Source organism: Sphingobacterium hotanense (assembly GCF_008274825.1).
In the GTDB taxonomy this organism is placed as follows: Bacteria; Bacteroidota; Bacteroidia; order Sphingobacteriales; family Sphingobacteriaceae; genus Sphingobacterium; species Sphingobacterium hotanense.
The window spans coordinates 420,107-439,208 of record NZ_CP030848.1 but is presented as its reverse complement, the minus strand read 5'-3'; the positions used below and the strand labels follow the sequence as shown (position 1 = coordinate 439,208).

Below are 19,102 nucleotides of genomic sequence, written 5' to 3'. Positions count from 1 at the left end.
TCAGGTCGGTTTAGAATAAAATATTAAGGTTGAAATCTACGCCTCTGCTATATAGATAAGCGGTTCCGCGCTCCATTCTTACTGTAGAAGCTCTGAACAAGTCGTTCATACTAATACCAAACGACATCTTGCTAGCACCGATGCGTCGTGCCAAACTTGGATTGAAATCGTACATAATATTTAAGCGCTGCAATTGCAGGGTATTTTCTTTTTCTACGAAACGGCTAGTTTGTTTCGGAGCAGAGCTATCCATGATATCCTTGTACATCGCAATATCGCCAGGTTTTGTCCAGCGATCTTCGAATACGCGGATATCAGCATTATAATATGGATCAGTACCTTCGATCTTTGTCGCACGGGTAGTATTATACACATACCCTCCATTCGTGAAGTTGAAGTATGCTGCAAATGATAATTGCTTGTAGCGGATATTGGTAAAGAAATTACCGGAGAACTTCGGCAATTGATCGCCAATAACAACCTTATCAATCGGATCATAAACAAAGGTTAAGTCACCATTTCTTTTGATGTACACCTCTTGTCCTGTCGCCGGGTCGATACCATGCGATTGAACGACTTTAATCGCCGTTGTTGATTCTCCCTCTTGGAATTGAGGAAGTGGTGCAATCGATTCTACATTGTTATTGCTCTCATTTTGCGCTTGTAAAGCGTTTGAGATCTTAAGGATCTTGTTTTGATTGTGCACAATGTTGGTCCCTAACTGTACCGATAAGTTCTGATTGCGGTAAACAAAAGCGTCAGCATGGAACTCAATCCCTTTGTTTTCAATCTCGCCAAGGTTATCTTTTCCGGATTCGGCACCCGTGGATGGGGCTAATGTTTTATCGATCAATAAGTCTGTCGTACGGCGCAAATAAGCATCGATGACGATGTTAAAACGACGATCCAAGAAGCTTATGTCCGTTCCTACGTTATAGTTCATATTACGCTCCCAGGAAAGGTTAGGATTTCCAATAGCCATCGGCACAGCGCCAATACCATTCAGATAGCCTAATTCGTTACGATACTGGTATGTAGTCAAGGCTTGGTAGGATGGGAAATTAACTTTACCCGTATAGCCCATACTCGCTCTTAGCTTCAATAAGTCTACATTTTTATCTTGTAAGAAGGCCTCATTGTGGATGTTCCAGCCGATACCCGTCGACCAGAAATGGCCGTAACGGTTGTTAGCCCCGAACTTCGAGGAACCCGATATTTGATACACTCCGTCTACATAGTATCTATTTTTGTGGGAGTAGTTCAAGTTGAGGAAAGTCCCTAAATCAGCATTTAGATCTTGACTTCCTGTTGGTTTTCCCGTTGCCGGATATCCCGCAGCGAAATCAATAAAACTTAAATCTGATGCGTAGAAACCCACGCCTTGATAGATCGTAGAACGCGTATCGATCTTGGTAATATTTCCACCCACACTCGCCGTTAATAGGTTCTCGTCAAACATTTTATTGTAGGAAAGCACCGTATTACCGGCATAGGAAATGCCTTTGCCACCATTTCTGGTCATGCTACCTCTTTTGGAATAGTCTGTTTCAGAGCGGTATGCTGCCGATAATGGCGAAGTAAAGAGCTCGCGTTCATTGTTCGATAACGTAATGTTCCAGTGCGTTGTCCATCGGAACTCTTTATTGATGTTCCAGCGTGCATCGAAATCATTGCTAAACAGCTGCTCTCTACTTTTATCATAGGATCCGATACTTGCTTCATAGAGCGGGTTGCTTTGGTCCCAGGATAGGAGTTTGTTCAATTCACCATACTGATCATAGATACGATCGTATGGATTTGCTTGTGTATAGCTTGAGAAAGCACCATATGGAGAGTTTTTACTGTCCACTTGGCTTAATGTTGTTCTGTTGGTAAAAGAGAATCCCTTCGGCGCATAGTGCTCCAATACGAAGCCCATGCCGTAACGCTTTCTGAAGTCACCTTTCATGACGCCGTTCACCTGTGCAAAACGGGTATTAAGTTCGTAACGAGTACCCGTACTACCACCAGATAGTCGAAGGGAGTGGTCTTGCGTATAGCCTACGCGAGAGGGCTGTGCCATCCAGTCGGTATTCACACCGCGGCTGATGTCCTTGAATCGCGCGTTGTAGAGCGAGTCTAACCCATATTGCTGCGTAATATCTGCTGAAGTATATAATCCGGCTAGTCTTTCGAACTCGAGCTTCTGCGAAGCATCTAATATATTATAGTCTGAGAAGTCTGGAAACTGAACACTCCCTGTCAGGTTGTAAGAGATTCTGATCTTTCCTTCTGCAATTCTATTTCGTTCAATAACGATAACCCCGTTTGCCGCTTTTGCACCGTATAGTGCTGCCGCCGAAGCATCTTTTAACACGGTAATAGATGCAATCTCATTGATGTTCATATCATAGAGATCCTGCATGGAAACAATCGTTCCATCACGGATGATCAATGGTTGATTGACGCTCTGATCGTTGTTTGCGAAAGAAGTTACCCCACGCAATAAGATATCAGGGACCCTGTTCGGGTTTGACCCTGTTGCGTTTGACTCTACTTTAATAAGTCCTGGTGTCAGCATGGTCAGTGCTTCGATCACGTTGGTAGGCGCTAAGGCTTTCAATTGCTCACCCGTAAAGCTGTTGGCAGAACCGGTAAATGTCGCTTTACTTTTATTGAATAAACCCGTCACCACCACATCCTCTACAGCATTTACTTGGTTTTCCATGATGATATTGATCGCATTCGCGGCATTGATAGCTACCACCTGTGTCTCCATCCCCACGAAGGACACATAAAGTCTATCATCTTGGTCTGCTAGCGGAATGTTAAAAGTTCCATCTGCATCCGTTTTCACAGACACCTGTGAATTCGCAGTCTTAACCGTCACACCGGCAATGGGTTGCCCCTGCATGGTCACGACTTTTCCACGTTGATTTCTTTGTTGATTTCTTGACTCACCACGGTTCGGCGTACCATCGTTCTCCGATTTTGGAAAGATAATGATGGTATTATCCTTCAAACGGAAATAGAAAGGTTGATTCTTAAAGATCTCCACCAAGCCTTCTTCCAATCCTTTGTCCTTAAACTGCACATTGATTGGTTTTGCCTGTTCAACCATAGCAGCATTCAAAAAGAAATTGTAGCCACTTTGTTTCCTTATTTCCTTTAGCACTTGTTCCAAGGAACTTCCACGTGCTGAAATACTGATCTTTTGCCCGAATAAAGCGTTCGGAGCAGCGCACAATAAGCAAAATAAGATAAAACAGCACATCTTATTCACTCGCTTTGACGGCAGAGTTCGCCATCTTTCCAGAATAGAAGCAGCACCAATAAGGCGATATCCTATTCTGGATTCATTGTTTTTCATTTGGTTCATAAATCCAGGTAGATTAGATAAAATTATGATTTGGTTGTTTTTGTTTAGGTATAGCTCAGGGCTAATCAAATCGATAAAAAGGTTCGTAGAATTATTTCAAAACAAGCCTCCTTTCATTGTTCACTTGTATCACTTTAAATCTAAGCTTACTGCTCGATTCAATGAGTTCTAATACTTTCGATAGCGGCTCATCGCGCTTGATTTCACCATAAAAACGGTCGCTAGGCCATTTGTCGATATCCACTCGTATATCATACCAGCGCTCTATCTCTTGTAGGATATCTTTCAAGCCGGCATTATGAAACGAAAAGATATTGCTCATCCATCCGATCGCTTCCTCGCCATCCGATGCGAGCACACGCATCTTATTGTTTGATTTGCTTAATATAGATTGCTGATTCGGACGGAGCAACGTCGCCTCACCTTTATTATTTGTCAGATTAATCAATCCAGCTAACAGGTTTGTCTTTACGTAATCCTCATCTTCATAGGCCTTGACGTTGAACTTCGTCCCTAAGACTTCGATTACTTGATTTGAAGATTCTACCTTAAACGGCTTTCTTTTCTTCTTTCCTGAAGCATCTTTGATGTCCTGATGGGCAACATCGAAATAGCCCTCCCCCTCTAGAACAACCTTACGTTCATCCGCAGGGAACCTCAAAGGATAAGTCAGACTAGATCCAGCGTTTATATGTACCTGCGTACCATCTTCTAAAGCTACGCGCAGCTGCTTTCCCTTCGGTGTGCGGATGACTACTTGTCTTACCGTCCCTCCTCCATTATCCTTTTCCCATAGACTATTACCATCCTCGCTAGAAATGCGGTCGCTATCCATATTCAATGAGAACGTGCCATCTCCCAGCTCGACCACCTCGCCATTGTCTAGCGTAATAGTTGCCTGCTCTTCGACAGGAAGTATTTCGGTCGTTGCAACAGCAATTTGTTTTTCGCTTGATGTAGGGAGTTGTTGTTGAAATAGGAATAATCCTAAAAGGACTAATACGGATGCTGCTGCTAAGCCGGAAACCCAAAGCTTCCATGTCGAACTTTGCTTATGCGGTTCGTTACTTTCCGGGATCTGATTAAATACTCGAAGCTTCAGATCTTGAAGTTGATTCGCCGTCCAGGTCTCCGCTTCCCCATCCTGATCCTTGGCAACCTCGTTCATCCATTCGTCCATCAATAGGCGCTCAGATTCAGATAGCTGATTATCCTGATACTTTTTGATTACTCTTAAAAATCTATTCTGATCCATTTAGCCCTATTTATTATTGCCTATTTATATACAAGTCTCCTAATCTCCACCAAACACATAGGTTCAAATGAAAAAAAATATTTAAGTTTGAAAAGTTCTCTAAAACAATGAAAAATCAGTGGAAGGCAAACATCTTAACAGACCAAGCGCTGTTGGAGGCCATAAAAAATGGCAACAAAGAGATATTTGGTCAAATTTATGATCAATTTGCCGGGGACCTCCTACTTTTTATCAATGGATTTGTCAAAAATAAGGAAGTCAGCGAAGATATTCTGCAAGAAATATTAGTAAGCCTTTGGAATCGTCGAGATTCAATAAATTTAGAGGGCACATTACGCAATTATCTATTCGCTTCCGCCAAATATGCTGTCCTATCTTACATTCGTTCGGAAAAAGTAAGACAGAAATATGCCGATCACTTCCATTTATTCCTTGCCAACCATTCATGGAACCAGACGAGCGAGCTGGCCGATCTGAATGATCTGCACACGATTATTTCGATGACTATGGAAAACTTGGCACCAAAATGTAAGCAGGCCTTCTTCCTAAGCCGCTTTCAACATAAGACAATCCAAGAAATAGCAGACGAGATGGGCATCTCGACACGCACTGTAGAGAACTACATTACAACAGCCATAAAAACGATCCGGCAGGCCCTACAAAACTATTCTTGGCTGTTATTGCTTTTCCATGAATGGCTCAAGAAATAAATTAAACACAATTGCCCAACGATTACCTTATTGACTTAAGAGAATATTTTCCTATATTCAACTCAACTAAAAAGAGTTAGCAAAATATTGGCTAACGCTGCTAAACCTTAATTATCATATCATTCTTTATCTAATGAGTGCTTTTCAAATAAAAGAAAACCCAGAAGTTTATGATGCTATTGTTGTCGGCTCGGGTGCTGGTGGTGGCATGGCAGGCTATATTCTTGCGAATGCTGGTTTAAAGGTATTGATGCTGGAAGCAGGTCCTTTCTTTGACCCAGCCAAAGATGCCTTACAAATGCGCTGGCCTTGGGAGTCTCCACGTCGCGGCGCATCGACTAACCGTCCCTTTGGCGACTTTGATGCTGCCTATGGCGGATGGCAACTCGATGGTGAACCCTATAGCACCGTCGCTGGAACCGAATTCGAATGGTTCAGAGCGCGGATGCTCGGCGGAAGAACAAACCATTGGGGCCGTATTTCCTTACGTATGGGACCTGACGATTTCCAACCTACAGACGGCATCACCGACCCCTGGCCCATCAGCTATGAGGAAGTGAAACCATTTTACGACCGAGTAGACCGTATGATAGGCATCTATGGAACTGTTGAAGGCATTCATAACGAACCGGACGGAATCTTTATGAAGCCACCAAAACCTCGTTTAAATGAACTCTACATTGCGCGCGGAGCTCGAAAAGCAGGAGTCCCAGTTATTCCTGGCCGGGGCGCTGTCCTTACGGAAGTCTCCTCCGAGATTAAAGGCCGAGGAACCTGCTTCTACTGCGGACAATGCGGAAGGGCCTGTAAAGTCTATGGAGACTTCTCCTCATCCTCCTGTCTCGTTATACCAGCTATGAAAACCGGCAATCTAAAAGTCATCGACAACGCGATGGTTCGCGAGGTGTTGACCAACGATGAAGGACTGGCAACCGGAGTTTCCTATATGAATACCAAGGACTTACAAGAATATACCGCAAAGGGAAAAACAGTTATTTTAGGAGCCAGTGCCTGCGAAAGTGCAAGGCTGATGCTCAACTCGAAGTCCGCGGCACATCCTGCCGGTGTTGGAAATAGCAGCGGATTAGTAGGCAAATACTTACACGATTCTACCGGAGCCAGCTTATCGGGCTTTCTACCACAGTTATTGGATAGAAAACGTTATAACGAAGATGGTACGGGCAGTGTACATATTTACTCGCCATGGTGGGGCGACCATAGCAAACTCAACTTCCCTCGAGGCTACCATATCGAATATGGGGGAGGCATGCGCATGCCATCCTATGGCTCTTTCAACGGTGTGCCGAGCATCAACGGAAAAGTGCCTGGCAAAAATGGAGAAACCAAAGATGCCGGAGGTTATGGCGCTTCATTGAAGCAAGACTATCGCCGATTCTACGGTGCAAACGTGGGGATGGCAGGTCGTGGAACGGCTCTAGCCCGCAAGGACAACTATTGCGAGATTGACCCGAACAGCGTTGATAAATTTGGAATACCGGTACTGCGCTTCCACTATAAATGGGCAAACGAAGAAATAGCGCAGGCAAAACATATGCAGGAGACTTTTCAGGCGATCATGCATGAAATGGGCGCTATCATCACCTCATCTATCCCTGGTGCAGACACCTTATATGGCTTAGAAGCTCCCGGAAAGATTATCCATGAAGGCGGAACGACACGAATGGGGAATGACCCGAAATCATCGGTACTCAATAAATGGGGACAGGCACATGATTGCAACAATCTCTATGTAGTTGATGCGGGTCCTTTCGTGCAACAAGGCGATAAGAACCTGACCTGGACGATCCTGGCGCTATCGATGCGTACGGCAGAATACATCTTAGAACAAAAAAGCAAATTAAACAGCTAATCGAGCGATGAACAGAAGAGATTCATTAAAAGCCTTAGGGCTTATTGCTGCAGGCTCCAGCGTAATGGCAGGAGCATGTAAAGACGATAAAACAAATGCGAAGAAAGCTACTGCAAAAGCTAGTGATAAACTTCCTGGTGTACAAGACTTCGAACATGAGCGCACGCAGGAACTCTTGGACGAGACGTTCTTTACTGAACATGAAATGGCGACCATCACTGTGCTTGCCGATATTATCATTCCAAAGGATGAAATCTCCGGATCAGCCTCCGAGGCGGGCGTACCGGCTTTTATCGAATTTATGGTAAAAGATATTCCAAGCAATCAGGTACCGATGCGTGGCGGATTACGCTGGTTGGATATACAGTCGCAGAAGCGTTTTTCCAACCCATTTATCAAATGCAAAAAAGAAGAACAACTGGCCTTAGTCGATGATATCGCCTACCCTGAAAAAGCGAAACCAGAGATGATGCAGGGCGTGGCGTTTTTCACTTTGATGCGCAATTTCACATCCTCAGGCTTCTTCACCAGCGAAATGGGAATTAAGGATTTGGGCTATGTTGGGAATAAGCCGAATATGTGGAACGGCGTACCGGAAGACATCATGATAGCCCATGGCTTCGACCCTACAAAATTTCTGGGATAGACAGGCATATTTACAAAAACGAACAAGAACGCAAATTTACTGAATTCTTCATGTTTTTTACCCTGGTGATTCCACTTCATGTATTGATCTAGAACAGTTCATTCAATATACGTTATGCACATTGTTTTCTGAAAGTGTTTGGTTTTAGAGGCCATCAAGAACGTTCAATCTGGTTGGTGTTTCCGTGGAAACAGGAGATTTTTTTATAGACGAGGCGTTCCTTTAACACCGGTAAACTAAGCACAAATAATTGTGATTTTTTTTTGCAAAATCACTATCAGTTTTCTAAATTCGGGCCTGCAGACTCTGTATTTAACAGCCTTTGTCGCAAAATTTGAAACTATCATTGTGAATCTCCATATATTTTAGTTCTAAATTCTGTTATGAAAACTATTATTTACAAAACCAAAAACCAAAAACATCCGTTTCTTATCGCAGTTTTCCTTTTTTTAGCTTTTTGCTCCGGTCTAAATCCCGCCGTCGCCCAAAAAGGGGCATTATCCGCGAATCTGATCAATTTAGAAGCAACCGCAGCAGAGGTATTCCGCTATCAGCTTGAGCTCCGACAGCAGCGCGAAGGTTCTACAACTTATGATCTGAGCGCAGACCTTCCGGCTGGCTGGCAGGCAAATTTTACTGCTCAAGGAAGTGCTGTTCGAGCTGTCCAAGTGAATAACAAGGATCCTTACCCCATAAGCTTGGAAATCTACCCTTCCCCTACGGTAAAAGCGGGCACCTATCCGATCCGTATTCTTGCACTAGCTGGACATGATTCGCTGGCGGTAGAACTCCAAGCGGTGGTCAAAGGGAACTATAAGGTGTCGTTAAGCACACCGGATTCGCGCCTCAATGAAACGTTGGTTGCTGGGGGCACAAAAACGATCAAACTACTATTAAAAAATGAAGGATCTTTAGATCTTAAAGACATCGATCTGAGCTCAAAACTACCTTCCAACTGGGAAACACAAATCAGTCCTGCTAAGGTCGAGGCGCTTCGACCTGGAGCCGCTCAGGAAGTCACTGTGAGTCTCAAAACGCCGGAGAAGACCATCGTAGGAGACTATATGGCAACTTTCGAAGCTAAGAACGCTCAAGTCAATGAAGACACGGACATACGGATAACCGTCAAGGCATCCCTATTGTCTGGATGGTTGGGAATATTAGCGATTCTGATCGCCCTGACCTTAGTCTATTTGTTAATAAAAAAGTATGGTCGCCGCTAATGGTGGCGCGTCTGGTACTCCATTAAACTTTAAACATCCAGAAATGCAAGAGACGATCATTGAATTCCAGTCCGTAAGCAAACGCTATGGTGACCACCCAGCTGTCCAAGAGCTTGATCTGCAGATTGCCAAAGGCGAAATTTTTGGGCTACTTGGTCCAAACGGCGCTGGTAAAACAACGACCATGTTCATGATTTTAGGACTGATAGAGCCCAGCCAGGGACATATCCGTGTGATGGGCCAGTCGCCCTATCGCTCCGCCATCGAGGTCAAACGTAAGATTGGCTATCTGGCCGATACTATCGGATTTTACGAGCAAATGAGTGCGAAGGACAACCTAACTTTTATTGCTAGGCTCAATCAGGTTGCTGGCCAACATTTGGACAGGCGCGTGGACGATCTGTTGGATTTGGTCGGGCTTTCAAGTGTCGCAAACAATAAGGCAGGCACTTATTCCAGAGGCATGAAACAGCGGTTAGGTATTGCGCAAGCATTGATCAAGCGTCCGAAGATTTTGATACTGGACGAGCCGACATTGGGCTTGGATCCTAAGGGAGTTGAAGAATTGCTGGACCTTGTGCAACACTTGAACCGGCAGCACGGTATCACGGTCATCATTTCCTCGCATCAACTTGACCAAGTGCAAAAAATCTGCCATCGTGTAGGCATCTTTGTGCAAGGTAAACTCAAGGCCATGGGGAGCATCAAAGACCTCTCCGAGCAACTCTCGCTTGAACTGGGTCATAACTGCAGCATCAGCTGGCATCAGGAAGCTGAAGTAGACACCGTAGCGCTCGATGGTTTGCTCAAGGCGCGTTTCACGCCCTCACGGATAAGTTGGGGACAGAATAGTTTAAGCATTACCACGACCGAATTCTTGACTCCACAGTTGGTCGCCTGCTGCGCGAGTCAAGGCTTACCCATTACGCAAGTACAAAGCAATGAATTAACATTAGAAGAAATCTACGGCAAGTATTTTGAAAATGAAAAAGACAGATCAAAGAGCACCACTATTTAATGTCGGCACACTATTGGGGCCCCATCACATCTGGCGCGATTCGGATTCAGATCAACAACCAAAAGCGCCTATCTTTACGCTAATAGGAAAAGAAATCAGCACGGCCATACGAAGCTGGAAATTCATCATCTTAGTCGCCCTGATTTCGCTGATCTTTGTAGGTTCAACCTACGTATCGCTACTGGCCATCGCGAAATTTCGAGAGGCCGCGAGCGGTGAGAGCTTCCACCTATATCTTAAGCTCTTCACTGCCAGTGAACAGTCGATCCCTCCGTTCTACGTTTTTCTGAATTTTCTAGCTCCGCTGTTGGGAATCGCTTTAGGCTTTGATGCCATTAATGCGGAGCGCAACAACGGGACATTGATACCTTTGCTTTCACAGCCGATCTATCGAGACAACGTGCTCTTGAGCAAATTCTTTGGACCTTTAAGCGTAGTTTCCGTGCTGTTCCTTTCGATTACCTTATTGATGTTGGGAACAGTGATGCTACTGACAGGTGTTGCGGTAAGCCCAGCCGAGTTCATCCGCATTCTACTCTTCGTGTTAGTAAGCATCTTGTATGTAGGGTTTTGGTTGAGCCTTTCCATCTTATGCTCAATTATTTTTACCCAACCTTCTACCTCGGCAATGGCAGGGATTGGATGTTGGCTGTTTTTTTCGGTATTTTACCCAATGCTAGTCAGTTTACTGATGAGCTTTCTGGTCGGCAATCCGGCGAACTTCTCCGAGCAGCAGTATCTCCACTATGCGGATTTCGCTTTAAACTTATCAAGGATATCGCCGAGCCAGCTCTATAATGATGCGACAGCCGCCCTGTTAACCCCGTCGATCAGAAGCTTGGGTCCTATGAGTCTTGAACAAAGCTATGGAGCACTGCCAACCGATCTCACGATTGGCAATTCGCTAACGGTCATCTTCCCACAGCTCAGCGGGCTAATCGCGAGCACAGTCATTTTATTTGCCGGCTGCTACTTCCTATTTATGCGCAAAGAAATTCGCCTATAATACGATTCATATAGGAATCAGCTGAGAACACAGAAAATCTTGTGCGAAAAACATCAAGTTTTCTGTGTTCATCTAATGAAATACGAAGGTTATAAGCTAGGTTATGTGCTTGCCAACTCGAAGATGGTAATCTCTGGCGCAATACCGACACGGCCTGGATAGCCTAAAAATCCATAGCCAGTATTAACATACAACTGGCTGTTTCCTTCTTTGTAAAGGCCGGCCCATTCTTTGTAAATATACTTTGCCGGGGACCATTGGAAGTTCTCGCCACGTACACCAAACTGCATCCCATGCGTATGGCCGGCAAACATGGCATCGACATCGGTGTCCAACACTTCCGCACGCCAATGAGAAGGATCATGTGACAGCAATAGTTTTATCGGTTTTTCTTCCGTGCCCATCAGTGCTTTCTTCAAATCGCCTTTTTTAGGAAAACGACCAGTACCCCAGTTTTGCACACCAACTATGGATAACTCGTCTGCTCCCATTTTAATGGTTCTATTTTCGTCCATCAACAAATCCCAGCCCATCACTTTATGCGTATCAATAACATCTTGAAGGTTCTTACGCTTTGCTGGAGAGTCTTCCTTGCCGTAGTAATAATCGCCATAATCGTGATTTCCTAGGGTGGAGAACACTCCCAAATCGGCGTGCAATTTAGAGAAGATATCTTGGTAATCTCTCATTTCGGAAGCCACATTGTTCACTAAGTCTCCAGTAAAAAAAATCATATCTGGCTTTTCCCCTAATAACATCTCGATACCACCTTGCACGGCTTTTTTATTGTAGAATGAGCCCGAGTGCACGTCGGATATCTGTGCTATCTTAAGCCCATGGAAGGCTTTGGGAAGATTAGGCAATACTAATTTTTGACGACGGATCCTATAGTCATATGCCGTCGAAATTACGCCCCATGCCAAGGGTAACATCGGAAGTGCAGCGACTAATATCCCAGACTTCATGAGAAACTCCGATCTGGAGATCCCATTTTTAGGAACTTCCGGAAGCGGCTTTTCAAGTTCCTCGATATTTTCTTCTAAATGCGTTACCTTTTTAGGGCTGAATATACGGGACAGCCATATCCCCCCTCGCCTGATATCATCAATAATCAATACCGCCGCAAAGATAAACTTGCTAACCGCCGTCATAAAGAAAGCAACAAGAATAATCGAGCGATACATCAGTGGAATACTGTATTGAAAAGAAATAAACAGTCCTATAAGCAAGGATATAGAATACCCCCACCACAAATAGGTAAACCATTTTGTCGTTACGAACTTGATATTGGTCGCCCGAAGGGCGAAAAATATGTAAAAGTCCAGTATGAATAATAGAACTGTATTTAATTGTAACATCTTTAATTATTGTTTGCTAACACCAACCTGCGCAGCGTTTCAATCCATTTAGGATTTCTGTTCAAGCTTTCTACCATATGCACCTCTTCTCCACCCAATGCTTTAAACTCGTTAGCATATTCAACCTGAATCTCGTCGATCGTTTCGATACAATCTGCAACGAAGGCAGGGCTGAATACTAAAATACGCTTTGCCCCGCTCTGGGCTAATTTGTGAAGGGTGTCAGATGTGTATGGTTGAATCCAAGGCGTCTTACCCAAGCGAGATTGAAAGCAAACGGTGAACTTATCTTTTGGTAGGTTTAATTTCTCTGTAATGGCACGTGTGGTTGCATAGCAGTGCGACAGATAGCAATATGGATTAGCCTCTGTCTTACAATGATCACAACCAAAGTCTGGACATTTCACATCGCCGCTTGCATGCACCTTGCCTAGTTGACGAACCGGAAGGCCATGATAACTAAATAGGAAATGATCAAAAGATGCCAAATCATGCTTTAAAGCATGCTCTGCTATGACCTCAATCATCAAAGGATCATCGTAATAGCTGCTGACGAAGTTTATCTTCGGAATAAATTGCCAACTGCGCATAATCTCCATTACTTTATCGATAACAGAACCAGTTGTTGCTGAGGCATACTGGGGAAATAAAGGAATAACGGTTATTGACTCAAGCAGCATGGCCTCCATTTTCGCTAGCGCATTGTCTATCGAAGGGTTCTGATACCGCATCGCCAATTCGACATGATATTCATTGCCTAATACTTCCTGTAATTTCTTTTGCTGGTATAGGCTGTACGTCATTAAGGGTGAACCTGCTTCATTATCCCAAATACTAGAATAGGTCGCAGCAGAATTGCCGGATCGCTTCGGAACAATAATACCTTTCACCAATAGTGTTCTGGAGATATAGGGAATATCCATAACACGCGGATCCATCAAAAATTGTGTTAAATATCGTTTAACATCACTTTTAGCAGGTGAGTCAGGCGTCCCCAATTGCACTAACAGCACCCCCTTTTTAGCTTTATTCCTCATATGAAGAGCAAAAATAACTATTAATTATAGCAAAAGAGGCCCTGCTATAGAATATTAAAATAAGATGACGATTAATAAGACTCAATAGTCTCTTTCACTTTCTTCATCAACCACATCGGAGTCGATGTAGCTCCACAGATACCTACAGTTTCATTGTCAGCAAATAAACTGCTTTCCAACTCAGCCGGATCGGAAATAAAGTGGGTTTCCGGGTTGACTTGTTTACAAACTTCAAACAAGACTTTACCATTAGATGATTTTTTACCTGACACAAAGATGATCTTATCGTATTGCTCAGCAAAATTACCTAGATCTTCATAGCGATTGGAGACCTGGCGACAGATTGTATCATTTGCTTTCACCTCATAACCGCGACGCAATAGTTCATCTTTGATCTGATAGAAACGATCTACCGACTTGGTTGTCTGGCTATACAAGGTGAATTTAGCCGGTAATTCCACATTATCGAGCTCCTCGATATCCTGAAATACAATAGCCTCATTGTTCGTCTGCCCTTGCAAGCCGATCACTTCAGCATGGCCATGCTTTCCGAAGATCAGGATTTTCTCCTGGTCATCATGGGAGGTTTTGATACGGTTTTGAAGTTTCAACACCACCGGGCATGAGGCATCAATCAGCGTAATATTGTTTTCCAGCGCGATGCGATAGGTTTCAGGCGCCTCTCCGTGAGCACGGATCAGCACCTTTTCATTGTGAAGCGTCTGCAAGTCGTCATGTGAAATAATGCGAAGTCCTTTGGCTTTTAGCCTAGCGACTTCCTCATCATTGTGCACAATATCTCCCAAACAATAAAGATAGCCCTCTTCATCCAGAATCTCTTCTGCCATATCAATGGCATACACAACTCCGAAACAAAAGCCGGAATCTTTATCTATGGTCACTTGCAGGTTCTTCGACATACTACAAAGTTACGGTTTAGCGTCTACTAAACAATATCTTGAACTATAATTCTATTGTCTACTTCAGCACGAACTTGAATCCTAATGAAAATCTTCCTGGCTCAAAATGTGAGCTGTGCGAAAGATTCCACCAAGGCTTCCAATCAAAATGCATGGCTAATGGTGTTGAAGGAATTCTGAATTCCAAACCTACTGCCGGGCGGATCGCCACGTCTACGTGATTGTCTGCATCCCAACGATCATCGTCGTCAAACCAATCATCATCCCATTTCCCATGATCGATGAACGATAATTGTGGACCAACGCCAATATACCATGATAGGCCCCTAGCACCCGAAATACGCTGATTGTAAGAATAATCAACGCCCAAAACCGTGATATGATCACCGAACAATAGCTGTGCATTACCGGCATTGTAACCTCCAAAACTGTGTTTGATCTGCGGACCAAACAACGTTTGTCCATCTCCAGCGTCAATACCTAAGCCTAATGCGGTACGATAAGGCGTCTGTGCCTGTGCCCCCGTAAAAGCAAAAAGGAATCCGAATGACATTAAAATAGGCAAAATGATTTTTTTCATATTAATTAAAGTGTTTGTGATTTATAAACTTTGTGTAGCAATGTTTCCACTGTTTAAACAAATAACTTGCCAAAATACATTAAAACTGGGGTTTAAACCGATAAAAAGCAGCAAATCAGTCTTTGAATATTTAGATTCCTACTTAGTATTGAGGATATGCCCTCTCTCTTCATCCATAGCAATCCGCTTTAAAAACAGACACTTTCAGAAAAAAAGAGGGACTTTTAACAGCATTACAGTTTAATTATTGTGGGGAAAGCGTAACTTTGCAAAAAATTTTTAGAGTAAAATGGCTACAAACAGAACATTCACAATGATTAAACCAGATGCAGTTGCAAATGGTCACATTGGTGCTATCTTAAATGACATTATTGCTGGCGGTTTCAAAATCGTAGCAATGAAATACATTCACTTAACAGAAACTTCTGCTGGAAATTTCTACGCAGTACACAAAGAACGCCCTTTTTACGGTGATTTGGTAAGCTTCATGACTTCAGGTCCTATTGTAGCTGCTATCTTAGAGAAAGAAAACGCTGTTGAAGATTTCCGTACATTAATCGGTGCTACCGATCCAGCAAAAGCTGCTGAAGGTACCATCCGTAATAAATATGCGAAATCTATCGATGCTAATGCGGTTCACGGTTCAGACTCTGACGAAAATGCAGAAATAGAAGGAAACTTCTTCTTCAACCAATTCGAGAAGTTTTAATCAGCATTAAAATATTATAGTAAAAGGTGGCTTTTCGAGTCATGAAGCAGTGACACAATTGAAGTTAAGATTTCAAATCAGAATTAAATTTCGATTGTTGTTTTGGGGCATTGAAATAACACAAAAAATGAAGGTGTCTAAAAAGGCACCTTCTTCTGTTTTATAGCTTTTGCGATTTCATTACTGTTTTCATTTTTGAGTTTTAAGCAGTAAGTCGATATTTTATGGTTTTAACGCTCCTGACTCGAATTTTTATTGTATATAGTGTTTTATCGCTATAACCATTCCCAAAGAAGACATCGTTTGCCCACTTTTTCGCCCATTTTCTGAGGTTATGGGCAATGGCCATCAATCCGAACTCCACAGCGACTTTCTCCAGTCCTTTCATTGTGAACCGGGTAAACCTGTTGTTGCTTTTCATCTGACCGAAAACGGATTCCACTTCTATGGGGCGCTTGCTTCGATGGTACATTCCCTCTTCCGATACCAGCCTTTCCCGGGCTTTATCCTTGAGCTGATTGAGTCTATGGTTCACTTCAATGAGCCGATCGCCTTTAGCTTTATGACACCCACTGCGCATCGGGCAGCCTTCGCATCGCTGAGCCTGATAACAGCTGACCTGGGCTGTGTATCCGTTGGCACTAACTCTGGTTGCATGACCGATAAAGCTGAGCTTCTGTCCTGCGGGACATACATAATAGTCATCTTGCTGGTTGTAATACAGATTCTGTACCGAGAAAGGATCCTGTTTATGCTTGCGCTTCTGTTCCACATGAAAGTAATTGTACTTGACAAAGGCAGTTATGCCCTGTTTTTCCATCAATTCATAGTTCTGCTCGCTACCATAACCCGCGTCTGCTACAAGCTGTTCGCTTTGTTTTCCGTAATGGCACTCAAAGCCTTCCAAATGTTCCGGCAGGGTTGTGGTGTCGGCAGTTGTTTGATGGATGCTGTAATGGGTGATGAACTGATCTTCGGTGCTGATTTGGGCATTATAGGCTGGCTTAAGCTGGCCATTCTTCATGTGGTCCTCTTTCATCCGCATAAACACAGCATCGGTATCGGTCTTGCTATAACTATTGCGATCTCCCAGTACTTCCAGTTGCTCTTCATATTTCTCTAGTCGAGGTAAATAGTCCTCTTCAAGTTTCTTAAGTTGCTTATCAGTAGATTTATTGGCTCCTTTGAACTTGGCATTGATCGCTTCGATCTTTTCCTTCAACTGACTGCTATCGATGGCCTTGCTAACTTCTTGATTACCTAATGAAGATTGGTCTTGGGCGATCTGAGCCTCGATTTCCGAAAGAACCGAAGCAATGTTTGCTTCTAACTTTACCTTATTCTTCTCGACCGATTTCTTCCAAACGAACGTATAACGACCAGCGACAGACTCGATCTTGGTACCATCTACATATTGAACTTTCAAGCTAACATACTCCATATCATGTAGCATACGAACGATACTGGCAAACAGCTCTTGTATCTGTCCTTTAAGACGCTTTCCTCTGAAATAATTGATCGTACGATAATCAGGTGTACTGTTCCCTGAAAGCCACATGAAATGGATGTTCTCGTGAAGGGCCTGCTCGATTTTTCGGCAAGAATAGATATTGCTTAAATAGGCGTAGAACAGCACCTTAATGAGCATTCTAGGGTGAAAACTAGTGGTGCCTCCGCCTTTATACTGACGGATAATAGGTTCAAGATCCAACTGATCAACAACCTGACTCACCAAACGAACCGGATGATTCATTGGAATACGATCTAAAATATTCTCAGGAAATAGACTCGGACTATTGGATGGAAGCGCTTTGAATTGTATGTTTGCCATATTGTTTTTTTGGGTGCACCTTAAGATACAAAATCTTAAGGACAAAAAAACAGAAAAACCCCGCCATTTTTTAATGACGGGGTTCTTTCTTTAAGAGACCTTTTTAGACAGCCTCATTTTTTGTTATCACGACAATGCTTCTAATTATTATTTGGCATCATTCGTGAAAATCCCCATTTGATATAGCCTGTTTTAATTATATTTTCCCGAGGTAATCCGCATTAGTTCTTCAAAATATAGTTGGTCAGATTTTCTCCAGACCACCCAGGTCGATCGGGAATGTATGGAACTGAACCTGATTAAACCCAATCTTGCCTTATCGGCTCCACCAATAGTTCCTGCACGTTCAAACGACCGGATTTCAGAATACTTTTTCTGTGATTGTGGATAGGATGAATACTGCGAAACAATTGATTCACTATTCAGACCCCGCACCATCAGCTTGAGTATTTGTAGTTCGCTTTTAGAAAATATCTCCTTAGTTTTGCTGAACAACATGTGCGATTTTTCATCTACGAACGATGCTCCCCCTCTAAGTCGATAAAAGAGAGTTTCATGCGCTGGAAGGGAGCAATTTCTAAAATATCGGTATGGATCACCAGATTTCTGAGAACAGCACCATCTTCATCGGCCAGCACCGTGTTCGACTGTTGCAGTATATGCACATATTCTCCTCGTTTTGTTCGAAAACGGTAATTGTACCTCGATTTATATTTTGTTAACTTATCGTTAGGCAAGCTCTTCTTAAATTCAGCCACCGTTGCTTCGAAATCTCCAAGCACAGGAAGGCACTCCGGATGAATGTTATTCATCAGATAGTCAACATCCAACTCTTCGGGACGTAGAACAACTACGTTTCCGAACATAACGGAGGTCATCACTATTTTGCGGAGAAACGGGTCGAACAGAAAGTGGTCCGAATCTCCAACCCGCACGATATCCAAGAGCTTTTTATACAACTCAAGGTCCAATTGTAGTTCTTCACGACTCTTAAATCTTCCTATTTCCTCCCAATTCCTATAAATGTCTGTTAAGATTGGGGTTTTCACGGTCTAAAATAAACATCTATTTCCTCTCCAATTCCCAAAAGAATCCGATCCTTGCCCTGCTCCTCAAACTGCTTCTTGCTGGTGGCATGATCAATCTGGATTAGTTCAGCAATATCATAATGCACACCAAGAACACGGTTTCAGGCTACAAAAAAACTGATGCGTAAATAGCCTCCTGTACATTCATGGTAAAATTACCGCCAATCGGAAAGATGGCTAACCCCAGCTTGAAGGATAAAGGGATTAGATCATGTGCTGTGTAAGTGCGGTATCTCAGGCGATGTAAATCGAATTCTCAGCGGAGGAGAGCACAAAGCCCGCAGGATTGCCACCATTGGCCCCATCTGGAAAGGAAGAACTATGTTTCGCACTTGCCACTTTCACAATACCAAAAGGAAATATGAAGCTTCCGCCCATCCCTAACGCGTGGCCTCCAATGCCTTTTTTTCATAATAGGTAATAATTTCAAAATTGGATATCAAAGTAGCGCCCGTCGCTTAGACAACAGCCAATTGACTTTACCTTAAGTCCA

14 protein-coding genes and 1 pseudogene are annotated in these 19,102 nt (G+C 43.4%); 7 read left to right on the top strand and 8 right to left on the bottom strand.

Features of this window, described 5'->3' with window-relative positions; genetic code table 11:
• Positions 1 to 10: 10 nt before the first annotated feature.
• A complete protein-coding gene (locus tag DSM08_RS01770; RefSeq protein WP_187773953.1) occupies positions 11 to 3,349 on the bottom strand; it encodes a SusC/RagA family TonB-linked outer membrane protein in 3,339 nt (1,112 codons plus the stop codon).
• A gap of 100 nt (positions 3,350 to 3,449) precedes the next feature.
• The gene (locus DSM08_RS01765; RefSeq protein WP_149524537.1) at positions 3,450 to 4,613 is read right to left on the bottom strand and encodes a FecR family protein; all 1,164 of its coding nucleotides are present in this window, start codon (positions 4,611 to 4,613) and stop codon (positions 3,450 to 3,452) included.
• A 107-nt stretch (positions 4,614 to 4,720) separates the two neighbouring features.
• On the opposite strand from DSM08_RS01765, the gene DSM08_RS01760 reads away from it, so the two are divergent.
• The 6 genes from DSM08_RS01760 (at position 4,721) to DSM08_RS01735 (ending at position 11,086) form a co-directional block, all read left to right on the top strand.
• Positions 4,721 to 5,323, top strand: a complete 603-nt coding sequence (locus DSM08_RS01760; protein ID WP_149524536.1) for an RNA polymerase sigma-70 factor — start codon at positions 4,721 to 4,723, stop codon at positions 5,321 to 5,323.
• 133 nt (positions 5,324 to 5,456) lie between these two features.
• The gene (locus DSM08_RS01755; protein ID WP_149524535.1) at positions 5,457 to 7,193 is read left to right on the top strand and encodes a GMC oxidoreductase; all 1,737 of its coding nucleotides are present in this window, start codon (positions 5,457 to 5,459) and stop codon (positions 7,191 to 7,193) included.
• Between the two features lie 7 nt (positions 7,194 to 7,200).
• The gene (locus DSM08_RS01750) at positions 7,201 to 7,839 is read left to right on the top strand and encodes a gluconate 2-dehydrogenase subunit 3 family protein (protein ID WP_149524534.1); all 639 of its coding nucleotides are present in this window, start codon (positions 7,201 to 7,203) and stop codon (positions 7,837 to 7,839) included.
• A 383-nt stretch (positions 7,840 to 8,222) separates the two neighbouring features.
• Entirely contained in the window at positions 8,223 to 9,062 is an 840-nt protein-coding gene (locus tag DSM08_RS01745) for a COG1470 family protein (protein ID WP_149524533.1), read from the top strand.
• Between the two features lie 43 nt (positions 9,063 to 9,105).
• Positions 9,106 to 10,080, top strand: a complete 975-nt coding sequence (locus tag DSM08_RS01740) for an ABC transporter ATP-binding protein (protein WP_187773952.1) — start codon at positions 9,106 to 9,108, stop codon at positions 10,078 to 10,080.
• A gap of 13 nt (positions 10,081 to 10,093) precedes the next feature.
• Positions 10,094 to 11,086 (top strand): ABC transporter permease, encoded by a 993-nt coding sequence (locus DSM08_RS01735; protein WP_246172393.1) that lies wholly within the window; start codon positions 10,094 to 10,096, stop codon positions 11,084 to 11,086.
• A gap of 101 nt (positions 11,087 to 11,187) precedes the next feature.
• Here the strand turns inward: DSM08_RS01735 and DSM08_RS01730 are convergent, their stop codons facing one another.
• From DSM08_RS01730 to DSM08_RS01715, 4 genes are all read right to left on the bottom strand, one after another.
• Positions 11,188 to 12,444, bottom strand: coding sequence for a metallophosphoesterase (locus DSM08_RS01730; RefSeq protein ID WP_149524530.1), 1,257 nt, complete (start codon positions 12,442 to 12,444; stop codon positions 11,188 to 11,190).
• Positions 12,445 to 12,446: 2 nt separating this feature from the next.
• On the bottom strand, positions 12,447 to 13,481 hold the full coding sequence (hemH, locus tag DSM08_RS01725) for a ferrochelatase (RefSeq protein ID WP_149524529.1): 1,035 nt from the start codon (positions 13,479 to 13,481) through the stop codon (positions 12,447 to 12,449).
• Positions 13,482 to 13,552: 71 nt separating this feature from the next.
• Positions 13,553 to 14,401 (bottom strand): 4-hydroxy-3-methylbut-2-enyl diphosphate reductase, encoded by an 849-nt coding sequence (locus tag DSM08_RS01720; protein WP_149524528.1) that lies wholly within the window; start codon positions 14,399 to 14,401, stop codon positions 13,553 to 13,555.
• Positions 14,402 to 14,459: 58 nt separating this feature from the next.
• Complete coding sequence (locus tag DSM08_RS01715) at positions 14,460 to 14,981, bottom strand: hypothetical protein (RefSeq protein WP_149524527.1); 522 nt, start codon at positions 14,979 to 14,981, stop codon at positions 14,460 to 14,462.
• Between the two features lie 289 nt (positions 14,982 to 15,270).
• Between DSM08_RS01715 and DSM08_RS01710 the strand changes: the two genes are divergently transcribed.
• Entirely contained in the window at positions 15,271 to 15,690 is a 420-nt protein-coding gene (locus tag DSM08_RS01710; RefSeq protein ID WP_149524526.1) for a nucleoside-diphosphate kinase, read from the top strand.
• A 289-nt stretch (positions 15,691 to 15,979) separates the two neighbouring features.
• On the opposite strand, the pseudogene DSM08_RS01705 reads toward DSM08_RS01710, so the two are convergent.
• Together DSM08_RS01705 and DSM08_RS01700 are read right to left on the bottom strand one after the other, a co-directional pair.
• Positions 15,980 to 17,521 (bottom strand): annotated as a pseudogene (locus tag DSM08_RS01705) (IS1182 family transposase); the annotation flags it as partial.
• A 512-nt stretch (positions 17,522 to 18,033) separates the two neighbouring features.
• Positions 18,034 to 18,570 carry a PAS domain-containing protein gene (locus tag DSM08_RS01700; protein WP_149524525.1) on the bottom strand — a complete coding sequence of 179 codons (537 nt, stop codon included), beginning with the start codon at positions 18,568 to 18,570 and terminating at the stop codon, positions 18,034 to 18,036.
• Positions 18,571 to 19,102: the final 532 nt, after the last annotated feature.

Bases quoted from the DNA above. Each gene is read 5' to 3' on its own strand.
- DSM08_RS01770 (WP_187773953.1), bottom strand. From the start codon at position 3,349: ATGAAAAACAATGAATCCAGAATAGGATATCGCCTTATTGGTGCTGCT.
- DSM08_RS01765 (WP_149524537.1), bottom strand. From the start codon at position 4,613: ATGGATCAGAATAGATTTTTAAGAGTAATCAAAAAGTATCAGGATAAT.
- DSM08_RS01760 (WP_149524536.1), top strand. From the start codon at position 4,721: ATGAAAAATCAGTGGAAGGCAAACATCTTAACAGACCAAGCGCTGTTG.
- DSM08_RS01755 (WP_149524535.1), top strand. From the start codon at position 5,457: ATGAGTGCTTTTCAAATAAAAGAAAACCCAGAAGTTTATGATGCTATT.
- DSM08_RS01750 (WP_149524534.1), top strand. From the start codon at position 7,201: ATGAACAGAAGAGATTCATTAAAAGCCTTAGGGCTTATTGCTGCAGGC.
- DSM08_RS01745 (WP_149524533.1), top strand. From the start codon at position 8,223: ATGAAAACTATTATTTACAAAACCAAAAACCAAAAACATCCGTTTCTT.
- DSM08_RS01740 (WP_187773952.1), top strand. From the start codon at position 9,106: ATGCAAGAGACGATCATTGAATTCCAGTCCGTAAGCAAACGCTATGGT.
- DSM08_RS01730 (WP_149524530.1), bottom strand. From the start codon at position 12,444: ATGTTACAATTAAATACAGTTCTATTATTCATACTGGACTTTTACATA.
- hemH (WP_149524529.1), bottom strand. From the start codon at position 13,481: ATGAGGAATAAAGCTAAAAAGGGGGTGCTGTTAGTGCAATTGGGGACG.
- DSM08_RS01720 (WP_149524528.1), bottom strand. From the start codon at position 14,401: ATGTCGAAGAACCTGCAAGTGACCATAGATAAAGATTCCGGCTTTTGT.
- DSM08_RS01715 (WP_149524527.1), bottom strand. From the start codon at position 14,981: ATGAAAAAAATCATTTTGCCTATTTTAATGTCATTCGGATTCCTTTTT.
- DSM08_RS01710 (WP_149524526.1), top strand. From the start codon at position 15,271: ATGGCTACAAACAGAACATTCACAATGATTAAACCAGATGCAGTTGCA.